At 68.1% G+C, this 18,827-nt stretch carries 16 protein-coding genes and 2 pseudogenes; 10 read left to right on the plus strand and 8 right to left on the minus strand.

What is annotated here, in order from left to right; genetic code table 11:
• Positions 1-209: 209 nt before the first annotated feature.
• The 4 genes from O7608_RS30785 to O7608_RS30800 all read right to left on the minus strand — a co-directional run bounded on the left by O7608_RS30785 (position 210) and on the right by O7608_RS30800 (position 3,565).
• Positions 210-1,502, minus strand: a complete 1,293-nt coding sequence (locus O7608_RS30785) for a CehA/McbA family metallohydrolase (protein WP_289207875.1) — start codon at positions 1,500-1,502, stop codon at positions 210-212.
• A 150-nt stretch (positions 1,503-1,652) separates the two neighbouring features.
• Positions 1,653-2,069 carry a type II toxin-antitoxin system VapC family toxin gene (locus O7608_RS30790; RefSeq protein WP_289207876.1) on the minus strand — a complete coding sequence of 139 codons (417 nt, stop codon included), beginning with the start codon at positions 2,067-2,069 and terminating at the stop codon, positions 1,653-1,655.
• The gene (locus O7608_RS30795; RefSeq protein ID WP_289207877.1) at positions 2,059-2,328 is read right to left on the minus strand and encodes a type II toxin-antitoxin system Phd/YefM family antitoxin; all 270 of its coding nucleotides are present in this window, start codon (positions 2,326-2,328) and stop codon (positions 2,059-2,061) included. The genes O7608_RS30790 and O7608_RS30795 overlap by 11 nt, the downstream gene beginning before the upstream one ends.
• Positions 2,329-2,656: 328 nt before the next feature.
• Positions 2,657-3,565, minus strand: a complete 909-nt coding sequence (locus O7608_RS30800; RefSeq protein WP_289207878.1) for an NADP-dependent oxidoreductase — start codon at positions 3,563-3,565, stop codon at positions 2,657-2,659.
• A 240-nt stretch (positions 3,566-3,805) separates the two neighbouring features.
• Here O7608_RS30800 and ybiA point away from each other — a divergent pair, with 240 nt between their 5' ends.
• Together ybiA and O7608_RS30810 are read left to right on the plus strand one after the other, a co-directional pair.
• On the plus strand, positions 3,806-4,366 hold the full coding sequence (gene ybiA / locus O7608_RS30805; protein WP_289207879.1) for a riboflavin biosynthesis intermediates N-glycosidase: 561 nt from the start codon (positions 3,806-3,808) through the stop codon (positions 4,364-4,366).
• Between the two features lie 219 nt (positions 4,367-4,585).
• Positions 4,586-4,897, plus strand: a pseudogene (locus O7608_RS30810) (VanZ family protein); the annotation flags it as partial.
• A 55-nt stretch (positions 4,898-4,952) separates the two neighbouring features.
• Here the strand turns inward: O7608_RS30810 and rnhA are convergent.
• Positions 4,953-5,465 carry a ribonuclease HI gene (gene rnhA, locus O7608_RS30815; protein WP_289207880.1) on the minus strand — a complete coding sequence of 171 codons (513 nt, stop codon included), beginning with the start codon at positions 5,463-5,465 and terminating at the stop codon, positions 4,953-4,955.
• A gap of 101 nt (positions 5,466-5,566) precedes the next feature.
• Between rnhA and O7608_RS30820 the strand changes: the two genes are divergently transcribed.
• Positions 5,567-6,181 (plus strand): TetR/AcrR family transcriptional regulator, encoded by a 615-nt coding sequence (locus O7608_RS30820; protein ID WP_289207881.1) that lies wholly within the window; start codon positions 5,567-5,569, stop codon positions 6,179-6,181.
• Positions 6,182-6,273: 92 nt separating this feature from the next.
• Here the strand turns inward: O7608_RS30820 and O7608_RS30825 are convergent, their stop codons facing one another.
• Positions 6,274-6,723 (minus strand): MarR family winged helix-turn-helix transcriptional regulator, encoded by a 450-nt coding sequence (locus O7608_RS30825; protein WP_289207882.1) that lies wholly within the window; start codon positions 6,721-6,723, stop codon positions 6,274-6,276.
• Positions 6,724-6,846: 123 nt separating this feature from the next.
• On the opposite strand from O7608_RS30825, the gene O7608_RS30830 reads away from it, so the two are divergent.
• The 6 genes from O7608_RS30830 (at position 6,847) to O7608_RS30855 (ending at position 15,934) form a co-directional block, all read left to right on the plus strand.
• Positions 6,847-7,563 carry an alpha/beta hydrolase gene (locus O7608_RS30830; RefSeq protein WP_289207883.1) on the plus strand — a complete coding sequence of 239 codons (717 nt, stop codon included), beginning with the start codon at positions 6,847-6,849 and terminating at the stop codon, positions 7,561-7,563.
• A 94-nt stretch (positions 7,564-7,657) separates the two neighbouring features.
• Positions 7,658-9,055: an MFS transporter gene (locus tag O7608_RS30835; RefSeq protein WP_289207884.1), complete on the plus strand. Its 1,398-nt coding sequence runs from the start codon at positions 7,658-7,660 to the stop codon at positions 9,053-9,055.
• Between the two features lie 76 nt (positions 9,056-9,131).
• Positions 9,132-9,722: a SigE family RNA polymerase sigma factor gene (locus tag O7608_RS30840; RefSeq protein WP_289207885.1), complete on the plus strand. Its 591-nt coding sequence runs from the start codon at positions 9,132-9,134 to the stop codon at positions 9,720-9,722.
• The gene (locus O7608_RS30845) at positions 9,658-10,797 is read left to right on the plus strand and encodes a hypothetical protein (protein ID WP_289207886.1); all 1,140 of its coding nucleotides are present in this window, start codon (positions 9,658-9,660) and stop codon (positions 10,795-10,797) included. Before O7608_RS30840 ends, O7608_RS30845 begins: the two co-directional genes overlap by 65 nt.
• A gap of 419 nt (positions 10,798-11,216) precedes the next feature.
• Entirely contained in the window at positions 11,217-15,137 is a 3,921-nt protein-coding gene (locus tag O7608_RS30850; RefSeq protein WP_289207887.1) for a glycosyltransferase, read from the plus strand.
• Positions 15,138-15,184: 47 nt separating this feature from the next.
• Positions 15,185-15,934 (plus strand): hypothetical protein, encoded by a 750-nt coding sequence (locus O7608_RS30855; RefSeq protein WP_289207888.1) that lies wholly within the window; start codon positions 15,185-15,187, stop codon positions 15,932-15,934.
• Between the two features lie 311 nt (positions 15,935-16,245).
• Here O7608_RS30855 and O7608_RS30860 read toward each other — a convergent pair.
• Positions 16,246-17,180 (minus strand): annotated as a pseudogene (locus O7608_RS30860) (helix-turn-helix transcriptional regulator).
• A 116-nt stretch (positions 17,181-17,296) separates the two neighbouring features.
• Here O7608_RS30860 and O7608_RS30865 point away from each other — a divergent pair.
• On the plus strand, positions 17,297-18,028 hold the full coding sequence (locus tag O7608_RS30865) for an alpha/beta fold hydrolase (RefSeq protein WP_289211109.1): 732 nt from the start codon (positions 17,297-17,299) through the stop codon (positions 18,026-18,028).
• Positions 18,029-18,043: 15 nt separating this feature from the next.
• Here the strand turns inward: O7608_RS30865 and O7608_RS30870 are convergent, their stop codons facing one another.
• Positions 18,044-18,649, minus strand: a complete 606-nt coding sequence (locus tag O7608_RS30870; protein ID WP_289207889.1) for a TetR/AcrR family transcriptional regulator — start codon at positions 18,647-18,649, stop codon at positions 18,044-18,046.
• Positions 18,650-18,827 lie beyond the last annotated feature (178 nt).

Consider the following 18,827-nt stretch of genomic DNA (forward strand, 5'->3'; position numbering starts at 1 on the left):
GTGCCCATCGGCGGCGACCTTCCCCTTGGCATTGCGATCCGTCAATCGGAATCGCGATACATCGTGCAGGACCGTGCACGGAGAGACTTGAGGAAGATCTGAGGAAATTGTTCGTGAGTTTGTCTGAGGGACCTCGCGAGAGACTCCGGCCGGAGTTCGGGCAACCGGTCCAGCCAGGACACCTCGTCGCTCGGCGGCGGCGGACGAAGTCAGGGTTGCAGCCACCATGGACTGCTGTACGCCACCCCGAAGTCGTTGCACGGGTGCCCGGCCGGGCCGGGCGTCGGGTTGGCCAGCTCCGGGTCGGAGACCCGCAGCACGATCCAGTCGCCGTCGGCGGCGTCGAGCGGCACGGTGAAGTCGGCGACCGACCCGGAGACGGTGTCGACGACGTCGACGACGGTGGGGGCCGACGTACCGGGGCGCAGGACCTGGATCCGCAGCGGCTTGCCGTCCCAGACCGCACCTCGGTCCAGGTCAACCCGGAACCGGACGTCACCGGCGGTCAGCCCGATGACTCCGCCCATCCGTACGCCGTTCGCGGTCGCGTCCAGGCGCAGGCCGGAGACCCGGGTGGCGAAGCAGCGGCGGGCCGCCATCGCCTCGAACACCGCCGCGCGGGTGTTCTCGGTGACCCAGAGTCCGCTGCGACCCTTGCCTTCGTGGAACCCCCAGGTGGTGCCGTGCTCGTCGGTGACCCCGGTCAGACCGGGTCGCCAGCCGGCGTTGAGGCAGGCCACCAGCGGTGAGGTCGTCCGGGACGACCAGCCTTCGAACAGGTAGTCGTCGGTCCGGTTGAACATTTCCAGGCCGACGAGTTGCGGGCGGGCCGCCGCCTCGTACGAGAAGTTGTCGAACCGGCCGATCTCCCGCCCTGGGTGGTTGAAGCTGGCCAGGCCACCGGGCCGGCCGGTCAGCCACCGGTAGAGGCTGCCGGGGCTGCCGGCCCGCAGCAGGTCGGCGAAGTCCGAGGTGTTCCACACGTTGATGTGGCCCTGCAGCGGGTGCGACCACTCGAAGCCACGGATCGCGGTGAACTGACCGGGGTCGTCGGCGGCGTTGGCGAGGTTGCCGGTGGTGTTCCACTCCGACTGGCTGAGCCCGCTGATGGCGAACATCGTGGCGTGGTCGGTGAGCGCGGCGACGTCGAGTCCGGCTTCGCGCATCGAGGCGAACGCCTGGTCGGCGCTGCCGTCCCCGTCGGACATGACGGTGTGGTTGTGCAGGTCGGCGTGGACCAGAGTGGTGCCCTGGCTGATCCGGGACGCGCGGGACGCGCCGGGTGCGGTCACGGCCGGTGTGACGGCGGTCATGGCGGTGGCGGCCCGCGCGGTGCCGGGGACGGCGGCGAGCATCAGCATGCCGCCGGCGGCGGCCAGCATGGACCGACGCCCGAGGCCGCCGGCCGCGTGCCCGGCGGGGTCGATCTGGCCGTACGGGACCTGGTCGGGCTGGTAGTCGTCGATCGGGTGATGGCAGTGGTGGGGGTGCGATCCACTCATGCCAATCATTAGATCGGCACAAATCTTTCCAACGCGCTGCGTTGAGCTGGCCGGAGGTCGAACACCGGGCGGCTCACCCGTGGCGTATCCAGGACTGCGGGGACCGGCCAGGTGCCGATCCGGCGACACCCCATGGGCGTGTAGGGATTGTCAGGGACGCGGGACCGACCGCACGTCGACCAGGTTGGTCAGACCGATGAAGTCGTCCGGGTTCGTGGTGTACAGCGGCAGCCTGTTGACTACCGCCACCGAGGCGATCATCAGGTCGGTGAGCCGGCGCCGTGGCTTACGGCCGGCACCGAGCACGGCCGCACGGATCATCCCGTACGCTCGGGCAGCCTCCGCGTCGAACGGCAACGGGTCGAAGGCGGCCTCGACGTGTTGCAGAACGTTGAGCCGTCGAGCACGTTCATTGGGGTCGTCGGTGTGGTGCGGGCCAGCTGACAACTCCGCAAGGGTGACCGCGCTGATGACGAGTTCGGCCGGCAGGCAGTCGGGGTCGAGCACTGCCAGGTGCACGACGATGTTGGTGTCGATCAGGCCACGACCGGCCGGTTCACCAGTCACGATCGAACGGATCCTGATCGACCGCGTCGTCGAGGTCGGCTCGGAGCCGCTCGACGTCGAGCACCGGGGCGGTAGCGAACGCCGCGATCGCCTCAGCCCGTGGGACGAACGTCCGTCGCCGGAGTGGGATGAGCCGGGCGATCGGGGTGCCGTTGCGGGTGATGACGTACGACTCGCCGCGCTCGACACCACGCATGATCGCACCGGACTCGTTGCGCAGCTCGCGCTGGGTGATCTCTCTCGGCAGCGGTTCGGCCATAGGGACAGCATAATCACGAGTGCTACAAGGTGCTACACGATTGCACCGTAACCCTGAGGACGTGCGGGCCCAGCCGATGTCTCAAGGTCCCCAAGCAGATGCACCTGGACCTGCGGGTAACGACCGTTGACGCGTTGGAGCGGCACCGCCGACGAGCGGAGCAGTTCGGGGCCAGCCTGCTCTACGACCGCACGGACGACGCCGAGGACCGCTCCACGTACTCGCCGACCCCGCCGGGCACCCGTTCTGCATCCTCGTCGGTCGACAGTGACCAGTTGCGGCACTCTTGGGCGCAGCACCGGCAGGGAGGGCAGGATCACGCCGATCTTCACGCGACCAGCACCACCTTGCCACGGCCGTGACGCCTTTCCACCTCGCGGTGGGCGTCGGCGGCCTGCGCCATCGGATAGGCACGGCGGATCAGGAAACGCAGATCACCGGTGGCGTAGCGGGCGGCCAGCGCGGCCAGGCGGTCGGCCGATCTCAGGTTCTCGGTGGTCCGGATGCCGAGTTCGGCGGCGCGGTCGTGGTCGACCAGGGTGAGGATCCGGGACCGGTCGGCGCACAGGTCGAGCGACAGGTCCAGGGCCGCGCCGCCGGCACCGTCGAGCACCGCGTCGGCACCGTCGGGCAGCAGCGTACGGAGCTGTTCGGTCAGCCCTAGCCGGTAGTCGACCGGCACCGCGCCGAGGGACCGCAGGTAGTCCCGGTTGGCGGCACTGGCCGTGCCCACGACGCGGGCTTCCGCGTCGACGGCGAGCTGCACCGCGACCGCGCCGACGGCACCGGCCGCGCCGTGCACCAGCAGGGTCTCACCGGCCACGGGGCGGATGATCTCGAGGGCGATGTGCGCGGTCTGGGCTGCGCCGCTGAAGCCACCGGCGACCTCCCACGTCATCCCGGCCGGTTTGGCGGTCACCTGGTCGGCGGGTACGACGACGAACTCCGCCGCCGCGTTCATGAAGCCGAAGCCGAGCACCTCGTCGCCGACGGCGATCCCGGTGACGTCGGCGCCGACCTGGTCGACCACTCCGGCGAACTCGTTGCCCGGCACGGCGGGCAGTCTCGACTTCAGCCAGACGGGGGTGAACCCGGCCCGTACCGCGCAGTCGATGGGTTGCACGCCGGCCGCCCGTACGCGGACCCGGACCTCGCCGGGCCCCGCGTCCGGGGTGTCGACCTGCCCCCATTCCAGCACCTCCGGCCCGCCGTACCGACGGAAAACCGCAGCCCACATCCTGTCCACCTCCGATGATCCGTGGTCACTGGAGACAGTCTCGAATGTCAAGTCGACGTGAAGTCAAGGTCGCGGCTCCCCCGGTGTCGAGCCGCGACGGTGGTCAGTCGCAACGCTGCGCAGGGCTGCCGGCCCGATAGAAGACGAAGCTGGCGAGCCGGCCGAACTGACCGCGGCTGCGGGCGGTCACCGCCGGGTGCGGCTGGCGCTGTCGCGACCTTCGGCAGCAGACTGGCGGCCATGTTGGCACAGGTGCGGGACGTCGCCGACCGGATGGCCGCCGGTCACCGGGTCAGGTTCCTGTTCTTCTGGGGTCATCAGCCGGAGGCCGACGGCAGCGTCGGCGCGGGCTGCCTCAGCCAGTGGTCGCCGATCGGGTTCACCGTCGACGGGGTCGGGTTCGCCACCGCCGAGCACTACATGATGTGGCGTAAGGCGATTCTGTTCGACGACCGGGCCATGGCGCAGCGGATTCTCGCCGCACCCCACCCGCGCGCCGCGAAGGTGCTCGGCGGCCGGGTCGCCGGCTTCGACCAGCGCACCTGGAACGCCCACCGGGTACCGATCGTGGTCGCCGGCAACCTGGCCAAGTTCAGCCAGCACCCCGACCTGGGCGCGTACCTGCTCGGCACCGGGGAGCGGGTCCTGGTCGAGGCCAGCCCGATGGACCGGATCTGGGGCATCGGGCTGACCCGCGACGACCCGGCCGCCGCCGATCCCACCCGGTGGCGTGGGCTCAACCTGCTCGGCTTCGCCCTCATGCAGGTGCGGGACACTCTGCGGGAGCAGGCGGGCGGGTAGCCGCCGGCGACCGGGAGTGCGAGGGCCGAGGGGCGGTACGGCGTGCCGGGAACGATCACGGGTGTGGTCCTGTGCACGGTTGCCGTACTGCCGGTGGCCGCCCTGGCGGTGTGGGCGTTGGCGTACCGACGGACCGTCGCCGGGGCCACGCCCACGCGGGCGTGGCGGCGCTCGGTGGCCGAGGTCGGCATCGGGTACGGCACCGCGCCCTGGGTCTGGATGATCATGTTGCCGGGCGACCGGGCCGGCACCGTCGACGGGCGGCTGAGCCTCGTGCCGCTGCGGGATCTGCTCGCGGTCCTGGCCAGCGATCCGGTGACGGTCACCGTTCAGGTCGTCGGCAACCTGCTGGTCTTCGCCGCGCTGGGTTTCTTCGCCCCGCTGCGGTTCGCGGCGTTCGCGTCGGTGCCGCGTGTCCTGGCCCTCGCGGCCGGCTGTTCGGTCCTGGTCGAGACCGCGCAGTACGTCCTGCGGCTGGACCGGGTCTCCTCGGTCGACGACGTGCTGCTCAACACCGTCGGCGCCGGGCTGGCCGCGTTGGCGTCGCGTCGCTGGTGGTACGGAACGCCGGGCGTGCGCCCGGCGTTCACCGCCGGGTACGGCGGCGCGGCTGCGGCACCGGCGGCACCGGGACGCCGGCGGCCTCCAGCGCGTCCCGCTGACCACGCGCCGCGAGCCGGTCGGCGCGTTCGTTCTCCACGTGGCCGGCGTGGCCCTTGACCCAGTGCCAGACGACCTCGTGGTGGCGGGCGACGGCCGCGTCGAGTTCCCGCCACAGGTCCTCGTTCTTGACCGGCTCGCCGGCCTTGGTCCGCCAGCCGTTGCGTTTCCAGTTCGCCATCCACGACATGACACCGTTGCGGACGTACGTGCTGTCGGTCCAGAGGTCGACGGTGGACGGGCGGGTCAGCGCGGCCAGCGCCCGGATGGGGGCGGTGAGTTCCATCCGGTTGTTCGTCGTCATGGCGGCCTCACCGCCGGACAGTTCCTTCTCGGCTTCGCCGTAGCGCAGCAGGGCACCCCAACCGCCCGGCCCCGGATTGCCGCTGCACGCGCCGTCGGTCCAGATCTGCACCCGCGTCGCCGCCACCCCCGTCACCGGGACAACCTACCGTGGCCGAACATCAGGATCTTCACCCTGCACCTCGTACGGTAGACTGAAATGGAGATCATCTCCATTTTGGTCGACACGAGGTGCCCATGACCGACAAGCCGCTGCGCGCCGACGCCCGACGCAACCGCGCAGCCCTGCTCGCCACGGCCCGGGAGCTCTTCGCCACCGGGGCCTTCTTCGACCTGCGCTTCGATGACTTCGCCCGGCTCGCCGGAGTGGGCACCGGCACGCTGTACCGCCACTTCCCCACCCGGGAGGCGCTGGCCGAGGCGGTCTACCGCGAGGAGGTCGCCACGCTGTGCGCCCGCGCCCGCGACCTGCAGGCAACGCTGCCCGCCGCAGAGGCGTTGACGACCTTCCTGCGCGGCATGGTCGACTACCTGCAGGCCCACGCCGGCCTGGCCCGGACCCTGGCCACGCTGATGACCACCGGAGCGGCGGCGAGTGCCGGGTCCGGCACCCTCGCCGAGGGCAGTCGGGCGCTGGAGCAGGCCGTCACCGACCTGGTGGCCGCCGCCGCCCGCAGCGGCGCGATCCGCGACGACGTGGGCGCCGGCGCCATCATGATGGCCCTGCACGGCATCGGCGCGGCCCACGACCGCGACGACTGGCGGGCCGAGGCCGACGGCGTCGTCACCCTCCTCCTGGACGGGCTGCGCCGGCCACCATCGGACACCACCCAGTCACCCGGGCGCCCGTAGAACGGGCTGCGCCGGTAGACCAGCGGCAGCGGCAGCAGACGGCTCGTCGGCCCGACCCAGGGCCGACGAGCCGAGCTTGTCGCAGGTGAGGTTCAGTACTTGTCGCGGCAGGAGTCCGCGTCGGCGACCTTGGCCAGCAGCCGCTCGAGCTGATCTCGCTCGTCGGGGGAGAGCGCGGCGAACAGGTCGTCGTCCGCGCTGTTCAGCGCCGAGTCGACGGACCGCAGCGCCGCGGTGCCCTGTGGCGTGATCGTGACGATGTGCCGGCGGCGGTCCGCCGGGTCACGCTGCCGGGAGGCCATGCCCAGGCTCTCCAACTCGTTCAGCACCGCGACGAGCGCGCTCGGGTCGACGCCGAGAAGGTCGACGAGCGCCTGCTGGCTGACCGGCCCGTCGGCCAGGTGGGTCAGCGTGAAGACACACCGCATGGTCAGGCCCTGGGCGGCCAGGGTGTCACGGACGCGGGCACTGGCGACCGCGCCGCGACCGGCGAGGAGCACGCCCAACTGTGCCAGTGGCTCGGTGCGCGTCGTCGTTGCCATGTGACCCATCATACCCAGCCCTCGATTGTATGGGTCAAACAATCGTTGTAGTGTTCCAACCATTGGCCGATACTGACCATCGGAGCGGCCCAGCCACCCTCGTCAGCTCATCGAAGGAGAAGCATGTCCACCTACCTTCTGGTGCACGGCGCCTGGCACAGCGGTGCAGCCTGGCAGCGGGTGGTCCCGCTGCTGGCCGAAGCCGGACACCGGGTCCTCACTCCGTCACTGACCGGCTACGGCGACAAGGCTCACCTGCTGAGTCCGGCCACGGGTCTCGACACCCACGTCGAGGACGTCGTACGGCTGATCAAGGACGAGGACCTGACCGATGTGGTGCTGGTCGGACACAGCTACGCCGGGATGGTCGTCACCTCGGTGATCAACGAGGTCCCGGAACGGATCGCGCAGCTGGTCTACCTCGACGCCATGGTCCCCACCGACGGCGAGAACGTCGTCGACGTCATTCCGCTGACCCAGTTCCTGATCGACCAGGCCGCCCAGACCGACGCCCCCTGGCGCATCCCACCGCTGCCGGAGCGGCCCGACACCGGGCTGTTCGGCGTGACCGATCCCGCCGACAAGGCGTGGCTGCGCACCCTGCTCTCCGACGCCACAGTCCTCTCCTTCCAGCAGCGGGTCCGATTGGACAACCCGGCGGCGGACCGGATCCCGCGTACGCACATCGAGTGCACCGTCGGCGCCCCGCCGCACCGGCGGCCGGTGCCCCCGGTCCAGCCCAACGGCACCCCCGCCCAGCGGTGGGAACTGGCCACCGGGCACGACTGCATGGTCACCGCGCCCGTCGAGCTTTCCGACCTGCTCCTCAAGCTCGGCTGACGCCGCACGGCCGCCCTGCCCACCCCGGCGTCGCGCGTAGGCAGGGCGGCCATCGGCGACAGTTTCCGCCCAGAACACGCGAAACGGAACTGGTGTGACCCCTCCTGATGTGACCCGACAAAGACTCCGGTCGCCGCGTGGAGCGTTCGCCGCCCTGCTGTGCGCGGTGCTGTCGTTCTCGCTCCTGCAGACAATGGTGATTCCCGCGCTACCGGAACTGCGTACCGAGTTCCGCGCCTCGCCCTCGACCATGTCCTGGGTGCTCAGCGCGTTCCTGCTGACCTCGTCGGTCGGCGCGGTCCTGCTCGGACGGCTCGGCGACATGTTCGGCAGGAAGCGGCTGATGCTGGTCAGCCTCGCCCTCCTCGGGCTCGGCACGCTCGTGTCGGCCCTCGCCGCCGACGCGGGCACGCTGATCGCCGGCCGGGCCGTCCAGGGACTCGGCGCGGCCAGCTTCCCGCTCGCGTTCGGCCTGGTGCGAGACATGTTCGACCGCGACCGGGTGCCCGTGGTCATCGGCACGATCAGCGCCACCTTCGGCATCGGTTTCGGCATCGGCCTCGTCGTCGCCGGCCCGATCCTGGACCACCTCGGCTGGTCCTGGATCTTCTGGATCAGCCTGATCGCGGTCACGATCGCGTTCGCCGCCGTTGCCGCGTCGATCAGCGAGACCCCGACCCGACATCCCGGCCGGATCGACTGGCTGGGCGCGATCCTGGTGACGGCGGGGCTGGCTGCGGTGCTCCTCGCGATCAGCCAGGCCCGGACGTGGACACTGACCGCTACCGCCGCGCTCGTCGTGTCCGGCGCTGTGGCGCTCGCGGTGTTCGCCGTGGTCGAGCGACGCGTCGACGAGCCGCTGATCGACCTGTCGATGCTGGGACGGCGGTCGGTGCTGGGCGCGAACCTCGTCGCCCTGCTCATCGGCTCCGGGCTCTACAGCGCGTTCAGTCTGGTCCCGCAGTTCGTCCAGACGCCGGCCGACGCAGGCTACGGATTCGGTGCCACGCCGACCGGATCCGGGCTGTTCCTGCTGCCGATGGCCGTCACGATGCTGATCGCCGGTCCCGCCGCCGGGCGGCTCGGTGCCCGTACCGGCTTCAAGAGCATTCTCGTGGCGGCCTGCGTGATCAGCCTGGCCGGCTTCGTCGTGATCGCTGCGGGACTCGACTCCGCGTGGGCCATCGCGACCGGTGCCGGCATCATCGGTGTCGGCGTCGGCTTCTCCTTCTCCTCGGTGGTCAACCTCGTCGTTTCCGCCGTCCAGCCGCAGGAGACCGGCGTGGCCACCGGCGTCAACACCATCATGCGCACGATCGGCGGGGCGCTCGGTGCCCAAGCGGGGCCGGCGATCGTGACGTCGGCCCTGGTAGCCGGCACGTCCGTGCCGGCCGAGTCCGGCTACGCAGTCGCCTTCGTCGTCTCGGCGGCAGTCATGGCCGCGGCGGCGCTCGCCGCGCTGGCGGTCCCAGGTTCTCGCCTCGCCGCCTGAGCGGAGAAATCTTGCCGGGGCGTGCAGCGTTCGGGCGGGCTGCGGACGTCCTGTCACCATCGGAGGGAGCAACCCGGTGACACCAGAGCACCAAGATGAATTCCGTGAGTTCGTGGCTTCCCGGATGGGCGCGCTGCGGAACCTGGCGTTCCTGACCTGCGGCAACTGGCACGCCGCCGAGGACGCGGTCGCCAACGCACTGTCGAAGCTGTATCCGCGCTGGGGACGCCTCGACCACCCGGACAGCTACGCCCGGACCATGGTGATCCGGGCTGCGATCGACGAGGTCCGTCGGCCGTGGTGGCGCCACGAACGACCGGCGGGTGACGCCATACCCGATCTCCCCCACGCCGACCCGAGCGGAGCCGTCGACGACCGGTTACGGATCCGTACGGCGCTGCGCGCGGTGCCGGTCCGCCAACGGGCCGTGCTCGTGCTGCGGTTCTACCTGGGCCTGACGGCGGAGGAGGCCGGGAAGGCCCTCGGCCTACGGGCCGGCACGGTCCGGAGCCAGACAGCAAGGGGTCTGGCGAAGCTACAGGCAGCTCTCGCCGCCGAAGGTATTGCCCTGGAGGGGATCACGGAGCATGAGGAGTGGCCCGATGCGAATGCAGGATCTGGTGGACCTGGCGACGTCCGAGTCACCGCCGCCGCGCTACAGCGTTGACGACATCGTCGAATCGGGGCGGCGCGCCCAGCGTCGTCGCAGGTTCGGTTGGCTGACCTCCGGCGCGACGGCTGTCGCGGCCGGCGTCGCGACGGCCATCATGGCACCGTCGCTGCTCGGCGGGGCGTCCCCACCGGTCACCGGCGACCCGTTCGGCGAGGCAACGGCTGCGGGTGCGGCCCAGGCCGCTGCGGTACCGGGGCCACCCTTTACCTTCACCTTCGCCGGCTACCGGGTCGGAGAACTGCGGGTCGCGGACCCGGTCATCGTGTCGACCGCCTACCAGCTCACCAGGGTGTACGCGGACGGCATGACGACCAACGACAAGTCGGAGAAGGAGGACTCGGGGCTGAACCCCGGGCGGGACGAGCCGAGCCTGCACGCCTACCTGACGGTCTACCGGCCCGGCGCGTACGACCCCACGACGCTGGTCGACGCGCAGAGCGTGACGGTCGCCGGCCGCCCCGGGCTCGAACTCGACAGACGATGGCTGAACTGGGCGGCGCACCGGACTCTTGCCTGGGAGTACGCCGAGGACGCCTGGGCGGTGATCGACTCCATGTCCGACAACGCCAGCTTGCCGTCGGCGGAGGATCTGCGCGACCTGGCCGCCGGATGGCGCCCCGCCCCGCCCACGCCGGCCAGGGTACCGATCACGTTGGACTACCTACCGGCCGGATACAGCCTGGACGAGGCCGCGATGCACACGATGACCGGGCTGAACGGCATCGCTTCCGCTCGCAACGGTGACTACGCGGGTCTGCTGTTCAGCAGCCCGGCCCAGCCGACCGCTGGCCTCACCGGGCCGTACGGTACGGGGCTGGACGAAGGACCGCCGGGGAGTTTCTTCATCTACGTCGGGCCGGCGGAGAACTCCAACCAGCAGCCGTCGCCCGGGATCACCTGCCTCGTCGGATTCTGCAACAGGGTGTACGCGGACGACAGCGTGAAGGTGCAGGTTGCCAGCAGCGGTCGGCTGTCGAACGCCGAGATGACGAAGATCCTCGACGGTATCTCCGTCGGGGACGTGCACGACGACAGCACCTGGATCGAGGTGGGCGCCGCGATCCCCTGACAGGTTCCTCCGCAACGGCGACGCTCACCCCTCACTGCGGGGGTGGGCTGTCGTGTCCACGCAACGCTCGGACTACGCCCCGGATTCCGTCTCGCTCGTCTCGGCGGCTAGTGGTGCTTTGTTAGGTCTGTCGATGTCGTTCATCCAGACTCAGGCGGACGAGGACGCACCACCCCAACCGGCCGCTCGCACCATCCAAGCAACATCGGGGACCACAAATGGGACATTACCATCGTAAATTGATCTCGCAGGGTGAGTCTGGTGGCCGCCGTGTGGCAACCTGTATACGTGCTTCGGCTCAGCGCTGACAATCGGATCCATGGTCGACCGCCGCTCTGGATCAGCCTCGCTTGCCCTCGACGGGACACCGTCGACGATGTCGTCACGGCGGGTGCCTCGCAAGCACCGGACCCGGTGTCATGACCCCTTCCGACATTAGGCAAATCCGCTTCTACGAGCGCCTCGGCGGTAGTTGGCGTGATCTTGCAGACCACCTTGGCATCCCGCCCGTTGACCAGGCACGGTTCGTGTCAGGCTACGAGGCGCGTGGGATCTGGCACTGGCTGGACGAACGCGACCTGCGCGATCGGCTGCCCGCAGCGCTGCGGGCGGTACGCCGCCCAGATCTTGCCGAGTTACTCGGATCGGTCCAACCACCAGCTGACCGGGTCGCCAACATTGTCTCGAAGCCGTACGACCTACTGACGGCACCAGACGGGCTCGTCGGCAGGACCGACATTCTGGCCACGCTGAAGGACTTCGCCGTCGCCGACTCGCCCGCAAGACGCATCGTCGTGCTCCGCGCCGTAGGTGGCATGGGCAAATCTGCCATTGCCTGGACCTTCTGGGACCAGATTGTCCCGGCCCTGCCCCTCGCAGATCGCCCAGAGGTTGCAGTTTGGTGGTCATTCACAGATCTTGACGGGACCGTAAGTGCCCTGATCAGCAAGCTGGCTGATCAGGCATCGTCAGACGTTGCCGGTGGGCCGGTCGAGCGCGCAGTACACACGCTGCTAAACCGTCGTTGCCTTCTGGTCATCGACGCGCTGGAACGCCAGCTCGAAGCTTTCAGTTCGATGGTTTTCCGAAGCGATCTTGAAGTCGGTCAGCAGCCGATGTCCGACCTGGCTGGTGACCGACGACGGATAGTCGACCCTCGACTGGTAGACCTACTTTCCGCCGTTCGCACCGGCAAGCGGTCACAGATTGTCATTACCAGCAGACTCATGCCGATCAACCTCGAGGCGGCACCAGATCGACCACGGTACGGAGTGGAACTTGTCAACGTGCCGCCACTCACTACGACAGACGGACAGCGCCTACTATCGAGCTTTGGATTACCAGAAGACAAATTGCTCATGGCGCGACTAGACGAATCTACCGGAATGCATCCCTTGCTCCTCCAACTTGCAGCCCGATTTCTCGCCTCGCGCCGCGTAGACTCCTCCGAAATAGTCACCACCGTTGCCACCGAAGGTCTTCCAACAAATCTGAAGCAGGAAATCGACCGCGCACGAGCTACTTTCATGAACTCCATCCTGCAGCAACTCTCCTCGGAAGAGGTCCTTGTCGCGCAGGTCGTGGCGGCCTCCACCCAGCCGCTGGCAACCGGGGAGGTCCGAGCGATGGTCACCCGCCTCAGCACAGATCCGATCGACGTACCCAGGGTATTGGGGAGTCTAGCGGATCTCTCGCTTGTCGCCTCGGATCGTCGCCCTCTCGGCGACACCCGCTGGGCGATCCATCCGGTCGTACAGGGCGCTATCCGCGCCCTACAGACGGCCACCGCACCAGACACCATCGTTCAGGCAGTAGCGATCGAGTTCACGTCGGCCCTGAATCGTGCCTATACAGATGTACGCGGCATCTCAGATTTGCAGCGCCCAATTGAGCTATTCAATGCCTTGTGCAGCCTTCAGCGATACGATGACGCGGCCATACACTACATCCGGTCACTGCATCAGCCACTGACTTTTGCCTGCCCACGGGACCATCAGGAGCGATTGATCCTGATCGGAAGGCTCTTCCCTAACGGCTGGCGTGCGGAGACACCGATTGGCGACAGTCGACTCCAAAGCATCATTCTCAATGCGGCTGCGTTGGCCCACCAATGGGTGGGTCAGAACCGACTTGCCGCCGATTTGCTGAAGCGGGCCGTTCAGGCCGAGGAGAGCAAGCAAAACGCAACGTTGTGGAGCAATTTGGCCTCGATCCTGATGTACACCGACGATCTCGCTGAGGCCTACCGCGCGGCGATGACGGCTATCCGCTGCAGTTGGGGCAGCGGTGAATCCCGTATTCCGATCACCTACCTTGCCCTGATTCTCCGGCAAGCAGGCCGACCGGCTGATCGACTCACAGCGCTGCTGAAAGCACCCGCATCGGGTAGAATATCACCAGCTTGGCGCGCCCTCCGGCTCGGCGATCTGGCACTGTGGAACGGCAAGCCGGAGGAGGCGCTGGCGCTAGGAGAGCAGTCACTGGCCTACGCACAGAGGCAGGTTCCACCATTCGAGGCAAGCCTCATCGAAGCATCGCGACTGATCGGCCAGTCCCTCGTTGCCCTCAGTCTGTTCGACGAGGCAGTCCCCGTTCTGGAGGAGGCGCTACGCCGCACCCGTGACTTCGCTATTGTGCAAGAGGAGCTACCAATCCGGGTGTCGTTGGCCAGAGCATTGCTGATACGGTCTCCCGAACGCGTTGAAAGAATCATCGCGGACGGATTCGAACGCTACGATGCCATCGACTATAGATGGTTCACAGTAGAAGCAGAACTTGTCCTTGCCGATCTCCATCAGCGTCGTGGGGACGCCGATCGGGCGGCTATTCATCGGCGGTCGGCGCTTGATCTAGCTGTTGGCCCGGACGGTTGGAGCTACGTCCACGGCCCGCTGCGGATCGGCGTACAGAGCCACGCAGGATATTCCTTCATCGATCCGCAGCCAGCGATGGCAGAGGTTGACCAGCTGCTGGACAAGTTTCAGGCTATGGCCGATACCGGCAGCGCCTCATCAGGAGCCATACAGGACGACTCAACGGTGGTGAGTGCTGAAGGAAAGCGCGCCAATCTTCCACGTTCCGGAGGTTATCAAGGTGCCGCGCCTCCGACGATGATCCGCGCACAAACCGGGTTCGGGCATCGGCGACAAATCCTTGCGATCGGCACCGAATGGAGATCCGGCAACGGCGGCTTGAGCACTCTCAATCGCGACCTATGCACCGCACTCGCCGCCGCCGGGCAAGACGTCACCTGCCTAGTCCTCTTTGCAACCGACGCTGATCGGGCAGCTGCAGAGGCAGGCGGTGTCCGACTCCTGATCGCCGATTCAACTCCCGGCGGGGGTGGACTTGAAGCCCTGTCGCGACGCTCGGTGCTCCGCGCCGACTACGTCCCCGAAGTCATCATCGGCCACGGCAGGATTACTGGTCCGGCCGCGTTTCGCCTTGCTGAGGACTACCCCCAAGCCAAACGTCTTCATGTTATCCACATGGCACCAGACGAGATCGAATGGTACAAGGCGAAGAGCTCGCCGGGCTCGGAGACGTCGACCGACGTCGGTGCCCTCGCCGAAGATCGCCTCTGGGTCGAACTGGAACTGGCCCGAGACGCCAATCTGACTGCCGCCGTCGGGCCACGGCTATTCGAACGCTATCAGGGGTACCTCCACGAGGCTCCGACCCGGATAGTTCGCCTCGATCCGGGCTTCGATACCGGCAGTGTCCCGCACCCTGGTCCACCACCAGGTCAGCCTTGGCGGATTCTGGTCGTCGGCCGGGCTGAGGATGCCAGACTCAAAGGGCTCGATCTCGCCGCTCAGGCGGTTGCGCAAGCCGTAAGGTATCGCGACACAAACGCTGCCCGCCTTGAACTTGTCGTCCGTGGTGCCCCCGATCGACACTCCGCCGAGCTTCGGAATAGCTTGCTGGCCTGGGCAGGCCCAGGACCGTTGGACGTCGTGGTCCTCCCGTACTCCTTGAACGAAGCACGGCTGAGCCAAGACCTGCGTGCAGCTAGCTTGGTGCTGATGCCCTCGCGGAAGGAGGGTTTCGGCCTTGTCGGCGTCGAGGCGATCAAGGCAGGTGTACCGGTGTTGATCAGCCGAGACACTGGCCTCGGCGAGCTTCTGAAGGAAGTTTGGCCAACGGACAGGATCGGGCAATTGCTTGTTCCGATCACAGGCGACAATACCGAGGACGCGCCAGCTTGGGGTAGAGCTATTGACCGAGCGCTTGGCGATCGCGAGGCGGCATTTGCTCGCGCCGAGCAGCTACGTGTTGATCTGATTCGGCAACGCTCCTGGGCATCCACAGTGGCTGGATTGCTTGCCGAACTAGGGTAGAATGCTTCCAACAGGGAGAACACGGTGGCGGACGGAGCGATGCGCACTTGAACGGAGTCGTCGAGCAACTGGCTCTTGGTGTCGCTGCCAGCGCAATCGCTGGCAGCGCGGTCTGGGGATATCAACAGCTGCGTACGGGTAGCCGTATCCGCACTGAACGTAGTTTCCTTGGACTGCCGATGAAGGGCGCCCATCCCATCCGGATAATCGTTGGAGATCAGGCAGGCACGACCGGGCAGGTCAATCGGACCGACATGGCCGCCGTCTTTGAGCTGGCTTTCCTGCTACGCAACACTGGCGCCGCCGTCGATCTGCAAACTGCAGAAGAAGCCCGAGTTCGACGCGCTGACGATACTGAGTTTTGTGTCGGCGGCCCACACTCTAACACACGTACCGCCGCAGCAATTCGACGACACTTTCCTGGTCTCGTTTTTCCTCCATTCGATCCAATCAACGGGACCCACTGGACGTTGTCGGTTGGTAAACGAAGGTTGTTGGGCGTCAAGGGTCAGGTGGAGTACGTCATGCTTGCCCGGATACAGCGGACGGGTCGGCCGCATCTGTTTATCGTCGCCGGGCAGGCAGCCGTGGCCAATCACGCCGCAGCGGCGTACTTCGCCCAAGAGGTGCCCAGCCTGCGCCGCCGATTCGGCGACACCAGCACCTTCTGTCTGGGGCTGCGGGTGCTGGATTCGAAGATCTATGGTCATCACGAGGTTGAAGAACTGGCTGACCTGACAGCTGAGGCACAGGGGCATGATCCGGAAGAGGAAAGAGGCGCTGCAGCGGCTGAATAGGGCCGCGCTCGACGAACGCGGCATCGCCTACAGCGTCCAGGTCAAAGGCGAGGCCCTCGCGCAGCCCGCCGACCGGCCGGCCACCGCATCACCCACGACACCGACGGCAGCCTGCCCGAACGGTGGCTGGTCCCCGAATGGCCTGCGACACGACCCAAAAGCGGCTGCGTCGGCCTGACCCCCTACCGCACGATCCGCGAGTTGCAATCCCTACTCGCCACCTGGGCCGACGCATGCCCCACCTGCCACCAAACCGTCACACCCTCGACCCTCGACCGGCAACAGACATCGACAGACCCAACGAAGCACTACTAGCCGCCGGGCATGGTCCCGTGTGATGGAGGCGGGAGTGCCGCGCTGAAGCGGGCCGCGACCGTGGCGACGGCGGCCCGCAGCTGCGGGCCTGCTTCGACGGTGAAATCGAACGGTACGGCGGCCAGCCACTCCTGGGCGTAAATCGCGGGGTTGCGGGTGCTGCCGACCAGGACGCACCGGTCGCCGGCCGGAGTGAGGCGGCCCATCGGTGGCCGGATCCATGGGGCGACCTGCTCGTACGGCGCGTGGAACACGACCCGGGTGGGGTACTGCCAGCCGACGCCGAGATGCTCCTCGAGGGCGGCGACCGGGTCCAGGTCGTCGGGTGGGGTAAAGCCGTGCGGCAGCTGTCGTACGGCACGTACCCGGTCGATCCGGTAGGTGCGTACCGCGTCGGCGCGGTGCGAGTGGCACAGCAGGTACCAGCGTCGGTGCCGCACCACGACCGCCCACGGGTCGACCTCGGCGTCGTACTGCTCGCCGCTCTCACCCCGATAGGTGACGATCACGCGGCGTCGGTCGGCGACGGCGGTGACCAGGGCGTTCGTGATGGCGGGGTCGGGGCGGGCGGTATGCCGGTCGGGGGTGGCCGAGGCGTACCCCCGTAGTGCCGCCGCCTGCCGTCCGATGCTGTCGGGCAGGGCCCGGATGACTTTGCTGAGTGCCGCGCCGATCGGGTCGTCGGGGTCGATCGCGGCCGGCTGCCCGTCGAGCACCGCCATGACCAGGCCGAGGGCCTGTTCCTGGGTGAAGACGACCGGTGGCAGCCGGGTGCCCCGGCCGAGAGCCGGTAGCCGCCGTACGGCCCGCGGACCGATTCGACCTCGATGCCGGCTTCCCGAAGGATCCCGATGTAGCGTCGCGCGGCTCGCTCGGTCACGCCGAGGGCGGCGGCGAGCTGGTCGGCGGTCGTTCCGGGGCGGTCCCGCAGGATTTCGAGGGTCCGGATGGCGCGGGCGGTAGGGCTCGTTCCGGTGCACACAAGCCCAGACCATACCGGAGTAGAACGTCCGGAATCGCGGTTAGCGTGAGGCCATGACTGATGCCATGACCGCAGAACAGATCGTGCTCGTCGGCGGCTTGTGGCTCGACGGGTCGGCGTGGACCGACGTCGCCGCCGAGCTGGAAAGGATGGACCGGCGTACGGTGCCGGTGACCCTGCCAGGGCAGGGCGACGGGAACACCTCGGCTACGCTGGCCGACCAGCTGGCCACGGTGCTCGCCGCCGTGGACGCAGCCCCCGGCCGGTCGATCGTGGTGGGGCACTCGGCGGCGTGCAGCCTGGCCTGGATGGCGGCCGACGCCCGGCCGGATCGGGTGGCGAAGGTCGTGCTGATCGGCGGGGTTCCCGCAGTCGACGGAGACACGTACGCCAACTTCTTCGAGGTCCGTGACGGTGTCATGCCGTTCCCGGGCTGGGAGCCGTTCGACGGCGCGGATGCGGCCGACCTGGACGAGCAGGCCCGGCGGGACTTCGCGGCGGCGGCCGTCCCGGTCCCCGAGGGCGTGGCCAGAGGCGTCGTACGGCTGACCGACGAGCGGCGGTTCGACGTACCGGTCGTGCTGGTGTGCCCGGAGTTCACACCCGCCCAGGCACGGGACATGATCGCCGCCGGGCAGGTGCCCGAGCTGGCCCGGGTCACGAGCCTCGACCTGGTCGACATCGACTCCGGGCACTGGCCGATGCTCACCAAGCCCGCCGAGCTCGCCCGGATCCTCGCCGAGGTCCAGCGGCACCTGGGTGTCGGTGCGCGGGACACTCCGGTGACGCGCGGCTGACACGCGGCGAGGAGGTCAATTCTGGGCGTTGAGGACGCAGTCGACGGCCATGTAGAGGGTTTCGGTTTCGGCGGTCAGAATCGAGTCCTCGGCGGGCAGAGCCCGTTCGACGGAAAGCCCGTTGAGGACGGTGAGCAGGAATCTCACGCGACGTGCGTGGTCTTGCCTGGGGAGCGCGCCTTCGTCGGCGAGAACCGTCAGCCAGTACTCGATACGGCGCCACCCTTCCCGTTCCAAGGCGAGATACCCGGCGCGCACCTTCTCGCTCGGTTCGGGTGCGATGAACATCTGGTATGCGTTGCCCCACGCCTCACGTGCCTGCTCCCCGACGCCGGCGGGGGCGAGCACTTGCCGGAGACAGTTGACCAGTCGATCCCGGGCGGGTAGCGATCGGTCGTGGATCGGGTCGTCCGGGAACATCTGGCCGTAGATCCTGGCGAGCACGGTGTCCTGCAGGGCTCGTTGGGTCGGAAAGTGGAACCTGAGCGAGCCCGTGCTCACCCCGGCCCGCGCCGCGACCGCCCGGACGCTCAACCGCGCTGTCACATCCTCGGCGAGCATCGCGGCCGCGGCCGCGAGGATCCGTTCCCGTGAGCCGGTACTCCGGTCGTCCTGTGCCATCCGCCACCTCCTGACACAGCGTACTAGCACGCCGTGCTAGCTTTGCCACTAGTACAGCGTGTTAGTCGCAGCGGCGGTCGACGATGAGCGAGGCGACGTGATCGAGGACTGACGGCAACGGCGGGCAGCCAAGCGCGTCAAGAGCGGCGACGGGCGGGCGTTGAAACGCCTCCGCTGG

The organism is Solwaraspora sp. WMMA2056 (assembly GCF_030345095.1).
In the GTDB taxonomy this organism is placed as follows: domain Bacteria; phylum Actinomycetota; class Actinomycetes; order Mycobacteriales; family Micromonosporaceae; genus Micromonospora_E.